At 66.1% G+C, this 17,520-nt stretch carries 13 protein-coding genes and 1 pseudogene; 8 read left to right on the top strand and 6 right to left on the bottom strand.

Features of this window, described 5'->3' with window-relative positions:
* Positions 1-57: 57 nt before the first annotated feature.
* Positions 58-1,050 (bottom strand): sulfur carrier protein ThiS, encoded by a 993-nt coding sequence (gene thiS, locus U1708_RS16435; protein WP_332746983.1) that lies wholly within the window; start codon positions 1,048-1,050, stop codon positions 58-60.
* Between the two features lie 132 nt (positions 1,051-1,182).
* On the opposite strand from thiS, the gene aroQ reads away from it, so the two are divergent.
* The 7 genes from aroQ (at position 1,183) to U1708_RS16400 (ending at position 7,701) form a co-directional block, all read left to right on the top strand.
* Positions 1,183-1,617: a type II 3-dehydroquinate dehydratase gene (gene aroQ, locus U1708_RS16430; RefSeq protein ID WP_332746981.1), complete on the top strand. Its 435-nt coding sequence runs from the start codon at positions 1,183-1,185 to the stop codon at positions 1,615-1,617.
* Positions 1,618-1,631: 14 nt separating this feature from the next.
* The gene (gene accB / locus U1708_RS16425; protein WP_332746979.1) at positions 1,632-2,120 is read left to right on the top strand and encodes an acetyl-CoA carboxylase biotin carboxyl carrier protein; all 489 of its coding nucleotides are present in this window, start codon (positions 1,632-1,634) and stop codon (positions 2,118-2,120) included.
* Complete coding sequence (accC, locus tag U1708_RS16420; protein ID WP_332746977.1) at positions 2,120-3,472, top strand: acetyl-CoA carboxylase biotin carboxylase subunit; 1,353 nt, start codon at positions 2,120-2,122, stop codon at positions 3,470-3,472. Before accB ends, accC begins: the two co-directional genes overlap by 1 nt.
* A gap of 130 nt (positions 3,473-3,602) precedes the next feature.
* Entirely contained in the window at positions 3,603-3,938 is a 336-nt protein-coding gene (locus U1708_RS16415) for an arsenate reductase family protein (RefSeq protein WP_132896629.1), read from the top strand.
* 181 nt (positions 3,939-4,119) lie between these two features.
* Positions 4,120-4,458 (top strand): P-II family nitrogen regulator, encoded by a 339-nt coding sequence (locus tag U1708_RS16410; RefSeq protein ID WP_055875939.1) that lies wholly within the window; start codon positions 4,120-4,122, stop codon positions 4,456-4,458.
* Positions 4,459-4,601: 143 nt separating this feature from the next.
* Positions 4,602-6,014: a type I glutamate--ammonia ligase gene (gene glnA / locus U1708_RS16405; RefSeq protein WP_176498911.1), complete on the top strand. Its 1,413-nt coding sequence runs from the start codon at positions 4,602-4,604 to the stop codon at positions 6,012-6,014.
* Between the two features lie 349 nt (positions 6,015-6,363).
* The gene (locus tag U1708_RS16400) at positions 6,364-7,701 is read left to right on the top strand and encodes an ABC1 kinase family protein (protein WP_332746969.1); all 1,338 of its coding nucleotides are present in this window, start codon (positions 6,364-6,366) and stop codon (positions 7,699-7,701) included.
* A 3-nt stretch (positions 7,702-7,704) separates the two neighbouring features.
* On the opposite strand, the gene U1708_RS16395 is transcribed toward U1708_RS16400, so the two are convergent.
* From U1708_RS16395 to U1708_RS16385, 3 genes are all read right to left on the bottom strand, one after another.
* Complete coding sequence (locus U1708_RS16395; RefSeq protein ID WP_332746967.1) at positions 7,705-8,727, bottom strand: phytase; 1,023 nt, start codon at positions 8,725-8,727, stop codon at positions 7,705-7,707.
* Positions 8,727-11,795, bottom strand: coding sequence for a TonB-dependent receptor (locus U1708_RS16390; protein ID WP_332746965.1), 3,069 nt, complete (start codon positions 11,793-11,795; stop codon positions 8,727-8,729). The genes U1708_RS16395 and U1708_RS16390 overlap by 1 nt, the downstream gene beginning before the upstream one ends.
* Positions 11,796-12,285: 490 nt before the next feature.
* Positions 12,286-13,260, bottom strand: a complete 975-nt coding sequence (locus tag U1708_RS16385; protein ID WP_332746962.1) for a quinone oxidoreductase family protein — start codon at positions 13,258-13,260, stop codon at positions 12,286-12,288.
* Positions 13,261-13,379: 119 nt separating this feature from the next.
* Here U1708_RS16385 and U1708_RS16380 point away from each other — a divergent pair, with 119 nt between their 5' ends.
* On the top strand, positions 13,380-14,840 hold the full coding sequence (locus tag U1708_RS16380) for an aldehyde dehydrogenase family protein (RefSeq protein WP_332746960.1): 1,461 nt from the start codon (positions 13,380-13,382) through the stop codon (positions 14,838-14,840).
* 47 nt (positions 14,841-14,887) lie between these two features.
* On the opposite strand, the gene U1708_RS16375 is transcribed toward U1708_RS16380, so the two are convergent.
* Positions 14,888-16,663 carry an SLC13 family permease gene (locus U1708_RS16375; RefSeq protein WP_332746958.1) on the bottom strand — a complete coding sequence of 592 codons (1,776 nt, stop codon included), beginning with the start codon at positions 16,661-16,663 and terminating at the stop codon, positions 14,888-14,890.
* A gap of 69 nt (positions 16,664-16,732) precedes the next feature.
* Positions 16,733-17,332, bottom strand: a pseudogene (locus tag U1708_RS16370) (vitamin B12 dependent-methionine synthase activation domain-containing protein); the annotation flags it as partial.
* Positions 17,333-17,520: the final 188 nt, after the last annotated feature.

The following is a 17,520-nucleotide window of genomic DNA, read 5'->3' as shown; positions in this document are numbered from 1 at the left end:
GTCTTTACCGTGGGTTCCGTGACGTTTGCGTCATGACCGGGTTTGGGATCAGGCGGGTCAGATCAGCCCCGCAAGCGGGCTCGACGGGTCGGCATAGCGGCGCTGCCCCATCCGCCCGGCGCGATAGGCGAGCCGCCCCGATTCGACCGCCGCCTTCATCGCCGCAGCCATCATCAGCGGATCCTTCGCCTCGGCGATCGCGGTGTTCATCAGCACGCCGTCGCAGCCGAGCTCCATCGCCACCGCCGCATCCGACGCGGTGCCGACGCCGGCATCGACCAGCACGGGCACCCCTGCCCCCTCGACGATCAGCCGAATCGTTACGCGGTTCTGGATGCCGAGGCCCGAGCCGATCGGTGCGCCCAGCGGCATGATCGCGACCGCGCCGGCGTTCTCGAGGCGCTTCGTCGCGATCGGATCGTCGACGCAATAGACCATCGGCTTGAAGCCTTCGTTCGCCAGGATCTCGGTGGCGCGCAGCGTCTCGACCATGTCGGGATAGAGCGTCTTCGCCTCGCCGAGCACTTCGAGCTTCACCAGCTCCCAGCCACCAGCCTCGCGCGCCAGTCGCAGCGTGCGAATCGCCGATTCGGCATCGAAGCAGCCAGCGGTGTTGGGAAGGTACGTGATCTTCTTCGGATCGATGAAGTCCGTGAGCATCGGCGCGTTGCGATCGGAGACGTTGACGCGGCGGACGGCGACCGTGACGATCTCCGCGCCCGACGCCTCGACCGCGGCTGCGTTCTGCGCGAAATCCTTGTACTTGCCGGTGCCGACTATCAGCCGCGACTTGAACGTCTTGCCCGCGACCGTCCAGCTGTCCTCATGATCGCCACCGCCGACGAAATGGACGATCTCGAGGTCGTCGCCGTCCTCCACCATCACGTCCGCCAGCGTCGAGCGCGGTACCACCTCGAAGTTCCGCTCGACCGCGATCTTCTCGGGCACGAGGCCCAGTTCGGTTGCAAGTCCTGCCAGCGAAAGCCCGGCGGCGACGCGCTTGTGCTCGCCGTTGACGGTGATCGAGACGGTGCCATCGGAATGGGGCATGGGTGTGTGATCCACTATACTGCAAAGGCGCGGCTCGACTTGTCGCGAGACGGGCCTGTAAGGAATGGCGTGACGCGCATATAGAGGCCGCACCACAGCGCCCGCAACCGACCCGTAACCGAAAGGCCACCCTTGCCCGATACGATATTCGTCCTGAACGGCCCCAACCTCAACCTGCTGGGAACGCGCGAGCCGGAAATCTATGGCGACGAGACGCTCGACGATATCGCCGGGATGCTGGAAGACCGCGCGCGCGAACTCGACCTTGAGATCGACATGCGCCAGTCGAATCACGAGGGGCACCTCGTCGACTGGATCCAGGAGGCGCAGGCGCGCGGTGCCAAGGCCGTGATCCTCAACGCGGGTGCGTTCACGCATACTTCGGTCGCGGTGCACGACGCGATCAAGGGCGTGAAGACTCCGGTGATCGAAGTGCATCTTTCCAACCCCCATTCACGCGAATCGTTCAGGCATGTGAGCCTGGTCGGGCAGGCGGCGAAGGGAACGATCGCGGGTTTCGGCGCGCTTTCGTATCTGCTCGCGCTTGAAGCCATCGCACGGTTCTGACAGGAGGCCCCGCCATGACCGACAATACAGAAAACACCGGTGCGATGCAGGTCGACGTGACCCTGGTGCGCCAGCTCGCCGAACTGCTCGACACCACGCAGCTGACCGAGATCGAAGTCGAGGACGGTTCGCGCCGGATTCGCGTCGCGCGCAAGGCCGCTCAGGCGGCACCGGTCGCGCACTACGCGCCGTCGCCCGCTCCGGCCCTCGTCTCGGCGCCGCTGTCGATCCCGCAGGCCGAGGTCGGCGCGTCCGCCCCCGCGATCAGCGCGAGCGCGGTCAAGTCGCCGATGGTCGGCACCGTCTATCTCGCCGCCAACCCCGAGGCGAAGCCGTTCTCGACGGTCGGCCAGAAGGTCGCTGCCGGCGACACGCTGCTGATCATCGAGGCGATGAAGGTGATGAACACGATCGTCGCGCCATCGGCCGGCACCGTGACCGCGATCCTGGTCGAGAACGGCCAGCCGGTCGAGTTCGACCAGCCCCTCGTAGTGGTCGAATAATGCCGCAAATCAAGAAGCTGCTGATTGCGAATCGCGGCGAGATCGCGCTGCGGATCCACCGTGCCTGCCATGAGATGGGCATCAAGACGGTGGCGGTGCACTCGACCGCCGACGCCGACGCGATGCATGTGCGGCTTGCCGACGAGGCGATCTGCATCGGACCGCCGTCGGCGACCGACAGCTATCTGAACATCCCCAACATAATCTCGGCCGCCGAAATCTCCGGCGCCGATGCGATCCATCCGGGCTACGGCTTTCTCAGCGAGAACGCGCAGTTCGCCGAGATCGTCGAGCTGCACAACATCCTGTTCGTCGGTCCCAAGCCCGAGCACATCCGCACGATGGGCGACAAGGTCCAGGCCAAGCGCACCGCGGGTGCACTCGGGTTGCCGCTCGTCCCCGGCTCGGACGGCGCGATCAGCGACATCGCCGAGGCCAAGCGGATCGCCGAGGACATCGGCTATCCGGTGATCATCAAGGCCGCTAGCGGCGGCGGTGGTCGCGGGATGAAGGTCGTCAACGACGCCGACGATCTCGAGACGCAGATGCAGCAGGCCGGCAGCGAGGCGAAGGCCGCGTTCGGCGACGCCACCGTCTACATGGAAAAATACCTCGGCAATCCGCGGCATATCGAATTCCAGATCTTCGGCGACGGCAACGGCAACGCGATCCACCTCGGCGAGCGCGACTGCTCGTTGCAGCGCCGCCACCAGAAGGTGCTCGAGGAAGCGCCCTCGCCGATCATTACCGCCGAAGAGCGCGAGCGGATGGGCGGGATCGTCGCCAAAGCGATGGCCGACATGGCCTATCGCGGCGCGGGGACGATCGAGTTCCTGTGGGAAGCGGGCGAATTCTACTTCATCGAGATGAACACGCGGCTTCAGGTCGAGCATCCGGTGACGGAGATGATCACCGGGCTGGATCTGGTGCGCGAGCAGATCCGCGTCGCCGAGGGTCATCCGCTGACGTTGCGCCAGGAAGACGTCCAGTTCCGCGGTCATGCGATCGAGTGCCGGATCAACGCCGAGGACCCGCGTACGTTCGCGCCGTCGCCGGGGCTGGTGAAGGTGTATCATGCACCGGGCGGGATGCATGTGCGCGTCGATAGCGGGCTGTACGCCGGGTATCGCGTGCCGCCTTACTACGACTCGATGATCGCCAAGCTGATCGTCTACGGGACGACTCGGCAGGGCGCGTTGCGGCGGTTGCGGCGGGCGCTGGAGGAGATGGTGATCGAGGGCGTCACGACGACGATCCCGCTGCACCGTGCGCTGCTCGACGATCCTGAGTTCCAGGAAGGCGCGTACACGATCAAGTGGCTGGAAGAGTGGTTGGCCAAGCAGGGGGCTTAACCGTCTGACGTCCCCCCTCCCTGGACGGGAGGGGCCGGGGGTGGGTCGGCTTGGGGCTGGCCGGACGTTCCCTCGAAACCACCACCCCCTACCCCTCCCTTTCAGGGAGGGGAGTTTTGACGGAGCATTCGTGAAGGCGACGATCTACCACAACCCGCGTTGCTCCAAGTCCCGCGAGGCGCTCGCGTTGCTGCAGGAGGTCGGGGCGGACGTTACGATCGTCGAATATCTGAAGAACCCGCCGTCCCGGGCCGAGCTGGTCCGCCTTTACGACCGCGCGGGCATGACTCCGCGCCAGGGTCTCCGCATGGCCGAGGATGGCGCGAAGGCGGTCAAGCACGGTGACGCCGAGGCGATCCTCGATGCGATGATGATCGATCCGCTGCTGATCGAACGCCCGCTGGTCGAGACCGACAAAGGCGTCCGGCTCGGCCGCCCGATCGCACGGCTGCACGAGATCCTGTGACCGCTTCCCCTGCCTTTGCATTGCGCACGCACCTACCGCGTGCCGCAATTTCAGGCAGCAAGATCGACGTTATTCCGTGGTTGCCCGAGAGGGCCGCGGCTGGCACGCTTGGTGCAAGGCGCCCGCAAGGGCGGACGGCTCGCTCGCAAGGGCGAAGGTTTCAACAATCGGGGGCGTACCTGTGAAAAAGATCGAAGCCATCATCAAGCCGTTCAAGCTGGATGAGGTCAAGGAAGCGCTGCACGAGATCGGCGTAAGCGGCATCACGGTGACCGAGGCCAAGGGTTTCGGCCGGCAGAAGGGCCATACCGAACTGTACCGCGGCGCCGAATACGTCGTCGACTTCCTGCCGAAGGTGAAGCTCGAGGTCGTCGTCGAGGACGGGCTCGCGCAGCGCGTCGTCGAGGCGATCGCCGCGGCCGCGCAGACCGGCCGGATCGGCGACGGCAAGATCTTCGTCATCCCCGTCGAGAGCGCACTTCGCATCCGCACCGGCGAGCGCGACGACGACGCAATCTAGCTTCCGGCCACACATACGGCGTTGACGGCACGCGATGAGATCGTCATTTGACGCGGCGCAACATTGTGTGGAAATCCAGTTCCATACAGCAATTAGATTCCCGCACACCGCGTGGGCAATCTCCTAAACGAAGGGCAAGCATCATGGCGAATTCGGCCTCCGACGTTCTCAATATGATCAAGGACCAGGAGATCGAGTGGGTCGATCTGCGGTTCACCGATCCCAAGGGCAAGTGGCAGCATCTGACGATGGTCGCGAGCCTGATCGGCGAAGACGAACTGACCGACGGACTGATGTTCGACGGTTCGTCGATCGAGGGCTGGAAGGCGATCAACGAGAGCGACATGACGCTCAAGCCCGATCTCGACGCGGTCTATGTCGATCCGTTCTCGGCGACGCCGATGATGATCCTGATCTGCGACATCGCCGATCCGTCGACCGGCGAGCTGTACGCACGCGATCCGCGCTCGACCGCCAAGCGCGCCGAGGCGTATCTGCTGACCACCGGTGTCGGCGACACGGTGTATGTAGGCCCCGAAGCCGAATTCTTCATGTTCGACGACGTCCGCTTCGAGAACAGCTATTCGACGAGCTATTACAAGATCGACGACATCGAGCTCCCGGGCAATTCGGGGCGCGAATATGAGGGCGGCAATCTCGGTCACCGTCCGCGTGCCAAGGGCGGCTATTTCCCGGTCGCACCGGTCGACAGCGCCGTCGACATCCGCGGCGAGATGGTCTCGACGATGATCGAGATGGGCCTGCCCTGCGACAAGCATCACCACGAGGTTGCAGCCGCACAGCATGAGCTGGGCCTGACGTTCGGCACGCTGACGCAGACCGCGGATCGCATGCAGATCTACAAGTACGTCGTCCACCAGGTCGCGCATGCTTACGGCAAGACGGCGACGTTCATGCCGAAGCCGATCAAGGAGGACAACGGCTCGGGGATGCACACGCATTTCTCAATCTGGGAAGGCAAGACCCCGCTGTTCGCCGGCAACGGCTATGCGGGCCTGAGCGACATGTGCCTGTATTTCATCGGCGGCATCATCAAGCACGCCAAGGCGGTCAATGCGTTCACCAACCCATCGACGAACAGCTACAAGCGCCTCGTCCCCGGCTACGAAGCGCCCGTGCTGCTCGCCTATTCGGCGCGCAACCGTTCGGCATCGTGCCGCATTCCGTACGGCACGGGGCCCAAGGCTAAGCGCGTCGAAGTGCGTTTCCCGGACGCGCTGGCCAACCCGTATCTTGCCTATGCAGCGCTGATGATGGCCGGCATGGACGGCATCCTGAACAAGATCCATCCGGGCGAGGCGATGGACAAGAACCTGTACGACCTGCCCCCGGCAGAGCTCGCACAGGTCCCGACCGTCGCGGGCTCGCTCCGCGAGGCGCTCGACTGCCTGCTGGCCGATCATGACTTCCTGCTGAAGGGCGACGTGTTCTCGAAGGACCAGATCGAGAGCTATGTCGAGATCAAGCGCGCCGAGGTTGCGCGCTGGGAGATGACGCCGAGCCCGGTCGAGTATGACATGTACTACAGCGGCTGAGTTGCCGTGCCGGCAGTGGTGCGCGAGAGCGCACAGCCGCTGTCGGCCGGCGTCGCGGGTAGTGACGACCGACGGCGTGGCTTTGCCACGGCGCTGAGTGAGAAAAGGGCGCGCGGAGCAATCCGGGCGTCCTTTTCTTGCAGATCCTCTCTGCAATCGGAGGATGACGTTGCATTCGGCCCAAAGCTTGTTTCCCCGCGAAGGCGGGGATCCAGTCTGGGCTCCCGCCTTCGCGGGAGAAGAAGAACGGGTAGCTTCGGTTAACTTCGCTCGCTGGGTTCGATTGATCGATCGGCCCCGCCACCCATATCCCTCACAAGAGCCCCCCCAAAAAACCCAAGGAACATCCGTGACCGAAGACAGCGGCAACAGCGCCGGACGTGCGATCCCGAGCGGCCGCCTCGCCCGCCTCGGCGTCTTCGGCAAACTCGCGGGCGGGGTCGCCGGCGGGGTCGTTGCCGAGGGAGCGCGCCGGCTTGCCAGCGGCGAACGCCCCAGGATCGGTGATCTCCTCCTCACCCCTGCCAACGCCACGCGAGTCGCCGACCAGCTCTCCCACCTCCGCGGCGCGGCGATGAAGCTGGGACAGATGATCTCGATGGACGCGGGCGACATGCTGCCGCCCGAACTCGCGACGATCCTGGCGCGACTGCGCAACAACGCGCACCACATGCCGCCGCAGCAGCTCGACCGCGTGCTCGCCGCCGAATGGGGCAAGGACTGGCGCCGTCGTTTCGCGCATTTCCAGGCGCACCCGGTTGCCGCCGCCTCGATCGGCCAGGTTCATCGTGCCCGCTTGCCCGATGGTACGGAGCTGGCGATCAAGGTCCAGTATCCCGGTGTGAAGGAGAGCATCGACGCCGATGTCGACAACGTCGCGACACTGCTCCGCGTGTCGGGGATGCTGCCCAAGTCGCTCGATATCGCGCCATTGCTCGACGAGGCGAAGAAGCAGCTTCACGAGGAAGCCGATTACCTCCGCGAGGCGCAGATGGTCGCGCGCTACGGCGAATTGCTCGCCGATCAGCCGCAGTTCGTCGTCCCCACTCTCTATGCCGATCTCACCACGCCGCGCGTCCTCGCGATGAGCTTCGTCACCGGCGTTCCGGTCGAGACATTGGAGACCGCGCCGCAGGATGTCCGTGACCGCGTGATGCACGACCTGATCTCGCTCGTGCTGCGCGAACTGTTCGATTGGCGGCTGATGCAGACCGACCCGAACTTCGCCAATTATCGCTGGCAGCCCGAGACCGAGAAGCTGGTCCTGCTCGATTTCGGCGCCGCCCGCCCCCTGCCCGCCGAAACCGGTGAAGGCTATCGCCGACTCCTCGCCGCTGCGCTTGCGGGCGACCGCGATGCCGTACGCGAGGCCGCCATCGCCGCCGGGTTCCTCGGCGAAGCGGCGGTGCTGCAACACCGCGCGCTGGTCGACCGGATGATCGACGTGATCCTTGCCGAACTCGCCAAGCCCGGCCCGTTCGACTTCGGTGATCGCGCGTTCGTCGGGGTCCTGCGCGAACAGGGCACCGAGATCGCGCGCGACCGCGATACGTGGCACCTGCCGCCGATCGACACGCTGTTCGTCCAGCGCAAGATCAGCGGCACCGCTCTGCTCGCCGCGCGGTTGAAGGCACAGGTCGACGTCCGCGCGATGGTCGCCGCCTATTGCGTGGACGATCGACCGTGACGCCTATCGCAACCGGAGCGCCTTTCGGACCGCGTCCCAGCTGACGTATTTGAAGTTCTGCGTGGCGGGGGCGTTGTCGCCGTCCTGCGCCACCAGCAGGCCGCGTGGATAGTCCGGACCGAAATCGCCGAGCATTAGGTCGATGCCGTCGGTGTCGCTAGTGCCGTCGATGTTGCCGCTTCCGATCCGGAAACGGCCGACATAGGTGACGCCCGGCAGGCGGTAGAGCGTGTAGGCGTTGTCACCCTGGCTCGACACGACGAGATAGCCGCCGGTCCTACCCGACGGTGCGAGGGCGAGGCCCTCGGCGTCGGCGACCAGCGTCTTGCCGTCGACCTTGGCGATCGGCGTTGCGGTCACCAGTGCGGATGGGTCGGCATCGAAGCGCCAGAGGCCGACATCCTCTTCCGCAACGTAAAGCTGACCGGTACGATCGTCGACGACGCAGCCTTCGGACTGGGTGCCGAGCTTCATCGAGCGGACCGTCGTGACCTTGGGCGATGCACCCGACAAGTCGATCGCGACCTGGTCGATGCGACCGTCCTTCAGCACGACGAAGCCGAACAGCGCCTTGTCGCTGGCACGGGTCCAGAGGCACATGCCGTACGCCTCACCTGCGCCCACCGGGAAGCGGCCGAGCGGCACGAGCTTTGCCGCCACCGTTTCGAGCGTGAACAGCGAGACGTGTGCGGTGGCGATGTCGGCACGGTCGCTCGCGGCTGCGATCACCCGTCCTCCGAGATCGCGCAGGTCGACGTTGTTGAGGCGGGCGGCGGGCGTGAAGCTCAGTCGCTTGCCCGCCAGGCTGTAGACGTGGATGCCGGCCTTCTTGTCGGTGCCGATGACGAGGCTCTTCGCCGGATCGGCGGCGTTACGCCAGATCGCGGGGTCGTCGGCGGCATCGGCGGCGGTGTCGACCGGATCGGTCTCCGCGGTTGCGGCGACCATCGGTGCCTCGACCGCCACCGGGACCGAGGTCGTTGCACATCCCGCGAGCAACACAGCGATCAACGAAAGTACCCGCATCAGAACGTTACCCGCACGCCGCCGGTGTAGCGCCGGCCGAACGTCTCATGCTCGATGGTGTAGGCCGACGTGCCGACATAGCGGCGGCCCGGACCGTTGAGCAAATTGGCAAAATCGCCGTAGATCTCGACATTGCCGTTGATCGCGTAGCGGACCGACGCGTCGAGCTCATTGTCCTTCGCCCAGTAGAAATCGCCGCCGTCGACACCGCGGACGACGCCGCCGACGTCCGCGACCGAACCGATCGCGTCGAGCCATGCCGAGCGGTTCTGATACGAGACGCGGGCGGAGAAGCCGTATTTTTCGTAATAGCCGATCAGATTGTAGATCGCGTCGGATGCACCGGGCAGCGGCACCTTACGCGACGGGATATCGCCAGTGCCGGGCGTGTCCGCACGGCTCTTGTTGATCGTCGCGTTGAGCTGGACGCCGAAGCCACCCATCCAGTCCGGCAGGCCGAGATCGGCCGTGAACGGGTCGAGCTGCTGCTGGATCGCGCCCTCGATGCCCATGATATATCCCTTGCCGCCGTTCAGGACGGTCGAGAACTGATATTGCGAACGATCGCTGCCGCCGCTGTTGAGGATATTACTGCCGAAGGTCTGCACCGAGTCGAACAGAACGTTGGTGACGTCCTTGTAATAGGCGCCGATCGACAGGAAGCCGCGCGGCATCGTGTAATATTCGACATAGGCGTCGACGCCCTTGGCCTTTTCGGGCTTCGCGTCGGGATTGCCGCCGGACACGGTCAGGTTGGCGTCGTTGTACGTCAGGTTCGGACGAAGCTGGTCGTAATCGGGCCGTGCGGCGCCGGTGTTGAACGACAGGCGCGCCTTCATCCGATCGTTGACGTCCCAGTTCAGATGAAGGCTCGGATAGACCAGCGTTTGGTTCGACTTCGCCTCGACCGGCGTCGCCACGCTGGTCGCCGCGTCGATCGAGAAAGCGCGCGCGTCATTGCGGATATGCTCGACGCGCGCTCCGCCGACGATGCTGCCCCAGTTGGTCGTCGCGGTGGCCATCGCATAGGCCGAATAGACCCGCTCGCCGACCTCGTAGAAATTGGCATCGACCGGCTGGTAGCTGGCGACGCTCCTGGCCTGATCGACCAGCCCGAGCACCTTGTCGCGGTCGAAATACTGGAAGGTGTAACCAAGCGGGATCTCGCCCTGGAAGCCGCCGGGCTTGGCGATCGCGGAATAGTTGGTGGAGATCCCCGCGGCGGCGAACTGCGCCGCGCTGTTGATATCTAGCAGATCCTCGTTCGCGGTCTTGGTGCGGTCATCATAGCGGACGCCGGCGGTGAACACCGTCTGCGCGCCAAAGAGCGACGCCTCGCGGCTGACGTCAAGCTTGGCGGTGTAGGCCTCGGTCACGTCCTTTGCCTTCAGAGAGCGGAGACGGGTAAGCGACGTCGGGAAATCCTCGATCGCGGTCACTTGTGCGCCGCGCGAGAACGTCCCGTCGGCGTTGCGGATCGTGCGGAACAACTGGACCTTGGCAAGCTGCGGGTCGGTCAGGTCATAGCCGACGGTCAGCCGGTTGGTGGCGTTCGCGAAGCTCGGGCTTTCGTAGTTCAGCTGCGTCGGCTGGGTGCGGTCGTCGATCGAGCGCGTGAAATTGCCGCGCCATGCGACCTTCCATTCGCCGAGTTCGTGATCGCCGCCGACCGTGTTGGTGAACACCGACTGCTTGTATTTGCGCACCGTGAAGTTCGCGTTGAGATCGATGCCGTAGACGGTGCCGAGCAGCGGCGTGTTGCCGGTGCAGACGTCGGCATAGCCCGTCGTACCGGACGCGGGCCGGGCGTTGACGTTGCAGGCGGCGCTGCCGGTCGGCGCACGCGACTGCTGGTCGTCGAGATCGAAGATGTAGTTGTTGCGCTGTTCGTCGTCCGCGAACGCCGAGTAGATCGTCTCCGCGAACAGCTTGTGGCCGGGCGCCGGGCGCCAGTCGAGCCGGGTCGACAGCGAGTAGTTCTTGCGCGTCAGGCGATACAGCTTGTTCTCGGTCTCGCGCGCCCAGTTGCGCGTCTGATAGCCGGGGCGCTTGTCTTCCTTGACCGCTTCGAAATCGGTCTCGAAATTGTCGGTGACCATGCCGCGACGGTACAGGCTCGCGGACGAGACGATGCCGAACTCGCCGATCCCGGTGTTGATCCGGTCGGACACGACGAGCGAGCCCTCATATTCGGTCTTCTTGCCGAGTTCGACATGGCCGAGGCCGCCCTTGGCCTGCACCTTCATGCCCGGATAATCGAACGCGGATCGGGTGATGATGTCGACATTGCCCGCGATCGTCTCGCCGGTCATGTCGGGGGTGACGGCTTTCCGCACGACGATCTGCGAGGCGATTGCCGAGGGGATGGAGTCGAACCGGGCGTCGCGGCCTTCGGGGCTGACGACGTTGATGCCGTCGATCGACAAGGTGGTCCAGTTGATCGGGGCGCCGCGCAGCGTGATGTAGCGCGCCTGGCCCTGATCGCGCTGGACGCCGACGCCGGGCAAGCGGCTGACCGCCTGCGCGACGTTTTGATCAGGCAGGCGACCGATCGAATCCGAAGCGATGACCGAGACGAGCGAGGGGCTGGTACGCTGGATCTGGAGCGCCGCGGCTTCGGATTCCGCGATCGGGCGCGAGCCGGAGACGACGATCTCGTCACCCTCGCCTGCGGTCGCGCCCGTGGCGGTGTTCATTGCCAGGTCAAGCGTCACAACAGCATCGGCAACCGTGACCGTCCGGCGCGCGTCGGGGAAACCGACATAACGGATCACGAGTTCGTGCGTACCCGTGGGGACACCGACCAGCGAGTACCGCCCGGTACGATCGACCACGGTCGACAGTTCGAGCGCAGGGATCGAGACCGATGCGCCATCGAGATAGTCGCCGCTGCCCGCCTGCGACACAGTGCCGGTGATCGCGCCGGGTGCGCGCGGCGCGCCGACCGGCGTTGCAGCGTCGGGACGCGCATGGGCGCTCGCAACGGTCAGCGGGATCAGCGCGCAGCCGGTGAGCAGCACATGCGCAAGGACGCGACCGCGAACGCGGGTCGACAGGTTCGATTTCATGGTATTCCCCCGGATGGTCCCGACTTCTTCAGCCGGCTTGGGAGGCGCGGTAGCGGCGGCGCATGGCACCGGCGTTACGTCAGCATGACAGCACCATGACAGCTGCTTCGACAGCCATCCGATCGCGCGATCGCGCCATCATAGTGCTCAGCGCGTGGAAGCGGCAGGCTGGTACGGCTCCACGAAAAGCTTATCCCGAGCGAAGCCGAGGAGGCGCGAGGGCGCAAAGAGGCTAGAAGACTGGGTTCACGCGGAGACGCGGAGACGCGGAGACGCGGAGACGCGGAGACGCGGAGACGCGGAGACGCGGAGACGCGGAGGTGCTGAATACGGGACCAACGGTCCCCCTCATCATCGACGTCCGAAGTGTTACGCGACGGTCGTACCGCGCGGGACACCTCCGCGCATCCGCGCCTCCGCGTGAAACAAACCTTCTTCGCGCCTTCGCGCCTTCGCGTGAACCAATCTTCTTTCGTGAGCTACGCTCGGATCAAGGCAGGAGCAGCGTGCTTCCCCAGGTCTCGCCGCTCTCGACCGCGCGATGGGCTTCGGCGGCGTCTTCGAGGGCGAAGGTCTGGCCGATCTCGGGGGTGATCGCGCCGCTGTCGAGCATCGCGAACAGGCGGGCGATGCCGGCCTGCCTCTCCTCGGGCGTGACGTAGTAATCGAACAGCGTCGGGCGGGTCACGAACAGCGAGCCTTTGCGTGCGAGGACGCCGATGTTGACGCCGTCGACTACCCCGCCGGCATTGCCGTAGCTGACGATCAGGCCGCGCCGCGCCGCGCTGTCGAGCGAGGCATTCCACGTCGCGCCGCCGACGCCGTCGAGCACTATTGGCACGCCCTTGCCATCGGTGATCTCGCGCACCCGCGCGGCGATTTCCTCGGACTTGTGGAGGATGACGTGATCGGCGCCCGCCTTGCGGGTCCGCTCGGCCTTGTCCTCGTTGCCGACGCTCGCGATGACGGCCGCGCCGATCGCCTTCAGCCAGCCGACCAGGATGTGGCCGACACCGCCCGCGGCCGCGTGGACGAGGACGGTCTGGCCTGCCTGTACCTTGGCGCAGCGCTCGACCAGGAACTCGGCGGTGGTGCCCTTGAGCAGCATCGCCGCCGCGGTGCGGTCGTCCAGCATGTCCGGCAGCTTGAAAAGGTCCTTGGCGGGAACGTTGCGCTCGGTCGCATAGGCGCCGCGCGATGGGCCGAAAGTGCCGACGCGGTCGCCAGCGGCGAACCCCGTCACGTCCTCGCCGACCGCCATCACCACGCCCGCCGCCTCACTGCCGAGCCCCGAGGGCATGTCGACCGGGTAGACGCCGCTGCGGTGGTAGGTGTCGATATAGTTGAGGCCGACCGCGGTGTTGCGCATCCAGACCTCGCCCTTTGCCGGCGGCGGCAGCGTCACGTCATGCCACTGGATGACTTCGGGGCCGCCGGTCTTCTCGATGAATGCCACTCTCGCCATGCCGGCCTCCTGATGAAATTTGCGCCCACACTACGGCATGCGTTTCGGGTTGCAACCGATCGGCGGCGAGCCCATTCCTTCGCCAGATAAAACGTAGCGACACGATGCGGAGAGGCATGATGAAAAGCTATTTGCAGCAGTATATCGACGGCGCGTGGGTCGATAGCAACGGCGGCACCGTCTATCAGGTGATCGACCCGTCGACCGAGCAGCCCTGCACCGAGATCACGCTCGGCACCGCCGCCGACGTCGACAAGGCAGTCGCCGCCGCTCGCTCCGCGTTCGAGAGCTGGAGCCAGACGAGCGTGCAGGAGCGGCTCGATGTGCTCGGCCGGATCATGACCGAATACAAGGCGCGGATGCCCGATCTGGCGAAGGCGATGTCGCAGGAAATGGGCGCACCGATGGCGCTCGCGTCGATGGCGCAGGCGCCCACGGGCCTCGCGCATTTTTCGGCGACCGCGAAGGCGCTGGCGGCGTTCGAGTTCTCGGAGGTCATCGGCAAGGCGACCGTCGTGCACGAGCCGCTTGGCGTCGTCGCGATGATCACGCCGTGGAACTGGCCGCTGAACCAGATCTGCGCGAAGGTCGCCCCGGCGCTCGCAGCGGGCGACACGATGGTCCTGAAGCCGTCGGAGGAAGCGCCGTCGTGCGCGGTCATCCTGGCGGAGATCATGGACGCGGCAGGCGTACCGGCGGGCGTGTTCAATCTCGTCAACGGCGACGGTCCGGGGGTTGGCGCGGCGCTGTGCGCGCACCGCGACGTCGACATGGTGAGCTTCACCGGCTCGACGCGCGCGGGAATCGCGGTCGCACTGGCAGCGGCACCGACGGTGAAGCGCGTGCACCAGGAGCTTGGCGGCAAGGCGGCGAACCTCGTGCTGGAGGGCTCCGATCTCGCGACCGTGCTGCCGCCGACGGTGGCGGGCGTGCTCGCCAATTCGGGGCAGAGCTGCATCGCGCCGACCCGTCTGCTGGTGCATGCGAGCCAGGTCGCCGAGGCCACCGCGATCGTGAAGTCGATGATGGAGCAGACCAAGGTCGGCGACCCCGCGGAGATGGGCCAGCATATCGGCCCGGTCGTCAACAAGGCGCAGTTCGACAAGATCCAGGGGCTGATCCAGTCCGCGATCGACGAGGGTGCGACCTTGGTGACGGGCGGCGTCGGGCGGCCGGACGGGCGCAATGCCGGGTATTACATCCAGCCGACGCTGTTCACCGACGTGCGGCCGAACATGCGGATCGCGCAGGAGGAAACGTTCGGGCCGGTCGCTACGATTACCGCGTATGCGGATCAGGACGAAGGCATCCGCATCGCCAACGCGACCGAATACGGGCTGTCGGCGACGATCTCGGGCGATCCAGCGGCGGCGGCGATGGTGGCTCCGAGGCTGCGCGCGGGGCTGGTGACGATCAACTCTTGGAGCCCGGATATCGGCGCGCCGTTCGGGGGGTATAAGCAGTCGGGGAATGGCCGCGAGAACGGGCGTTACGGGCTGACGGACTTCATGGAGGTGAAGACGATTACCGGCCTGCCGGGTGACGTGCGCGAGGGGAAGCCGGCTGAAGCCGGGGCCTGACGCTGCAACCATCCGTCATCCTGACGAAAGTCAGGATGACGCGGGACTCAATGCATTGGCCACACCGCTACGATCAGCGGTGTCCCCACCAGCAGCACCAAGAGCGACAGCGGTGCGCCAAGCCGAGCGTAGTCGCCGAACCTGTACCCGCCCGGGCCCATAACCAGCGTGTTGCACTGGTGTCCGATCGGGGTGAGGAAATCGCACCCCGCCCCGACTGCCGTCGCCATCAGGAACGCCTCGGGCCGAAACCCCAGATCGCCGGCGAAGGTGGCGGCGATCGGTGCCATCACCAGCACCGTCGCGGCGTTGTTGAGGAACGGCGTTACGGCCATCGCCGCCGCCAGGATCAGCGCAACCGCGCCCCAGGGCGGCAAGGTCGCCGCGGTCGACGACAGCCACGTCGCGATCACCTCCGACGCGCCGGTGGTACGCAGCGAATCGCTGACCGGAATCAGCGCGCCGAGCATGATCAGGATCGGCCATTCGACATGGTCGTACGCCTCGCGCACCGGCAGCACGCCGGTCGCCATGATCAGCCCCGCCGCGGCGAAGAACGCGACCGCGACTGGCACGAACCCCAGCGCGGTCGCACTCATCGCCACGGCCAGGATGCCGATCGGCAACCAGCTCCGCTTCGACATGCCGAGCCGCATCTCGCGCTGCGCGAGGGGCAGACAGCCGAGATCGCGCAGTTTGCTGGGCAGTTGCTCGAGCGGACCCTGCAACACCAGCACGTCGCCGGCGCGGAGTTCGGTGTTGGCGAGACGGCGCGAGAGATGCTCGCCCTGCCGCGAGATCGCGATCAGGTTGACGCCGTAGCGCGCCTGCAACGCGAGCCGCGCCGCAGTCTTGCCGACCAGCGCCGAGCCGAGCCCGATCACCGCCTCGATCACGCCGACCTCGTCGTCGTCGTCCTCGTCGGCCTTTTCGCGGTCCTCGCCCTCCAGCTTCAACCGGTCGCGCGCGATCACGCGTTCGAGCGCGTCGGGATCGCCGCCGAGGATGAGCGTGTCGCCGGCGCGCAGATGCGTGTGGTCGTGCGGCGCGCTGCGCATGCCGGCGCGCAGGATGCGGGTGATCGTCACCTCGCGGTCGTGGCGGTCGAGGAACGCGTCGACAGTATCGTCGACCGCTGGCGACCCCTCCGGAATCATCGCCTCGGTCACATAGCCCTTGATGTCGAGCGCCTCGCCCATCGTCGGCGCTGCCCTGCGATCGCGCGGCAGCAGCCGGTAGGCAAACCGGAGATAGATGAGCCCCATCAGCGTCAGCCCGAGCCCGACTGGGGCATAGTCGAACATCCCGAAGGGGTGTCCGGTCATCTGTTCGCGGACGCGGCTGACGATGATGTTGGGCGACGTGCCAACCAGCGTGATCAGCCCGCCGAGCAAAGATGCGGACGCCATCGGCATCAGGAAGACCGAGGGCGACGTATCGTTCTTCTTCGCCATCTGGAACGCGGCGGGCATCAGCATCGCCAGCGCACCGATATTCTTGACCAGCGCGGAGGCGAACCCCACCGACGCGGTCAGCAGCAGCAATTGCGAGCGGACCCGCGTCACCCGCTTGGCGAATTTGGCGAGCGCGCGTTCGATGATGCCCGAGCGTTGCACTGCCGCCGAGATCACCAGCGCCGAGCCGACGATGATGACGATATCGTCCGAGAAGCCCTTGAACGCGTCCTTCGGGCTGACGATGCCGAGCGCGATGCTGGCGAGCAACGCGAGGATCGCGGTGACGTCGTAGCGGAACCTGCCCCAGATGAAGAGCGCCATCATGCCGATCAGCGTGGCGATCGAGAGATATTGGGGAACGGTCATCGGGTCTCCGCATGTGGACCCATGATAAGCGCGGGCTCGCGACGGTTGTTCCGCGCGCGAGCCCGGACCTTAGTCGAGGTTAGGACGAAGCCAGCGTTCGGCGGTCTTGAGGTCGGCGCCACGGCGTGCGGCGTAATCCTCGAGCTGGTCGCGACCGACGCGGGCGACGCCGAAATACTCGGCCTGCGGGTGACCGAAATAGAAGCCCGAGACAGCGGCGGTCGGGAACATCGCGAAGCTCTCGGTCAGTTCGAGGCCGGTCGCAGTCTCCGCGTCGAGCAGGTCGAACAGGATCGGCTTGAGGCTGTGGTCCGGGCACGCGGGATAGCCCGGTGCGGGGCGGATGCCGCGATACTGCTCCTTGATCAGCGCGTCGTTGGTGAGCTGCTCCTCCGGCGCATAGCCCCAGAGTTCCTGGCGGACATGCTTGTGGAGGCGTTCGGCGAAGGCTTCGGCGAAGCGGTCGGCGAGCGCCTTGAGCAGGATGTCGTTGTAATCGTCATGCCCTGCCTTAAAGCGCGCGATGTGCTCGTCGATCCCGTGGATGCCGACTGCGAAGCCACCGAACCAGTCGTCCTGGGTGTCGATGAAATCGGCGAGACACATGTTGGCGCGGCCCTCGCGCTTGGCGATCTGCTGGCGAAGCATGGGGAGGCGCACTTCTTCTTGCTCCCTCTCCCCTGCGGGGAGAGGGTTGGGGTGAGGGGCTGTTCCGGGCGCAGCACTGTTTGGCGGGGGCCGCCCCCCCCCCCCCCCCCCCCCCGCGCGGGGGGGCCGGACCCCCCCCCCCCCCCCCCCCCCCCCGGGGCGCCCCCCCCCCCCCCCCCCCCCCCCGGGCCGCCCCCCCAGCCCCCCCC

This window comes from Sphingomonas arabinosi (assembly GCF_036663715.1).
In the GTDB taxonomy this organism is placed as follows: Bacteria; Pseudomonadota; Alphaproteobacteria; order Sphingomonadales; family Sphingomonadaceae; genus Sphingomonas.
Note: the sequence above shows the minus strand (reverse complement) of the source record. Positions and strands in the feature narration are given on the sequence as shown.

Coding starts and splice junctions, on each gene's coding strand:
- U1708_RS16395 (WP_332746967.1), bottom strand. CDS start 8,727: ATGCGGGTACTTTCGTTGATCGCTGTGTTGCTCGCGGGATGTGCAACG.
- U1708_RS16375 (WP_332746958.1), bottom strand. CDS start 16,663: ATGACCGTTCCCCAATATCTCTCGATCGCCACGCTGATCGGCATGATG.
- U1708_RS16380 (WP_332746960.1), top strand. CDS start 13,380: ATGAAAAGCTATTTGCAGCAGTATATCGACGGCGCGTGGGTCGATAGC.
- accC (WP_332746977.1), top strand. CDS start 2,120: ATGCCGCAAATCAAGAAGCTGCTGATTGCGAATCGCGGCGAGATCGCG.
- thiS (WP_332746983.1), bottom strand. CDS start 1,050: ATGCCCCATTCCGATGGCACCGTCTCGATCACCGTCAACGGCGAGCAC.
- U1708_RS16385 (WP_332746962.1), bottom strand. CDS start 13,260: ATGGCGAGAGTGGCATTCATCGAGAAGACCGGCGGCCCCGAAGTCATC.
- U1708_RS16390 (WP_332746965.1), bottom strand. CDS start 11,795: ATGAAATCGAACCTGTCGACCCGCGTTCGCGGTCGCGTCCTTGCGCAT.
- accB (WP_332746979.1), top strand. CDS start 1,632: ATGACCGACAATACAGAAAACACCGGTGCGATGCAGGTCGACGTGACC.
- glnA (WP_176498911.1), top strand. CDS start 4,602: ATGGCGAATTCGGCCTCCGACGTTCTCAATATGATCAAGGACCAGGAG.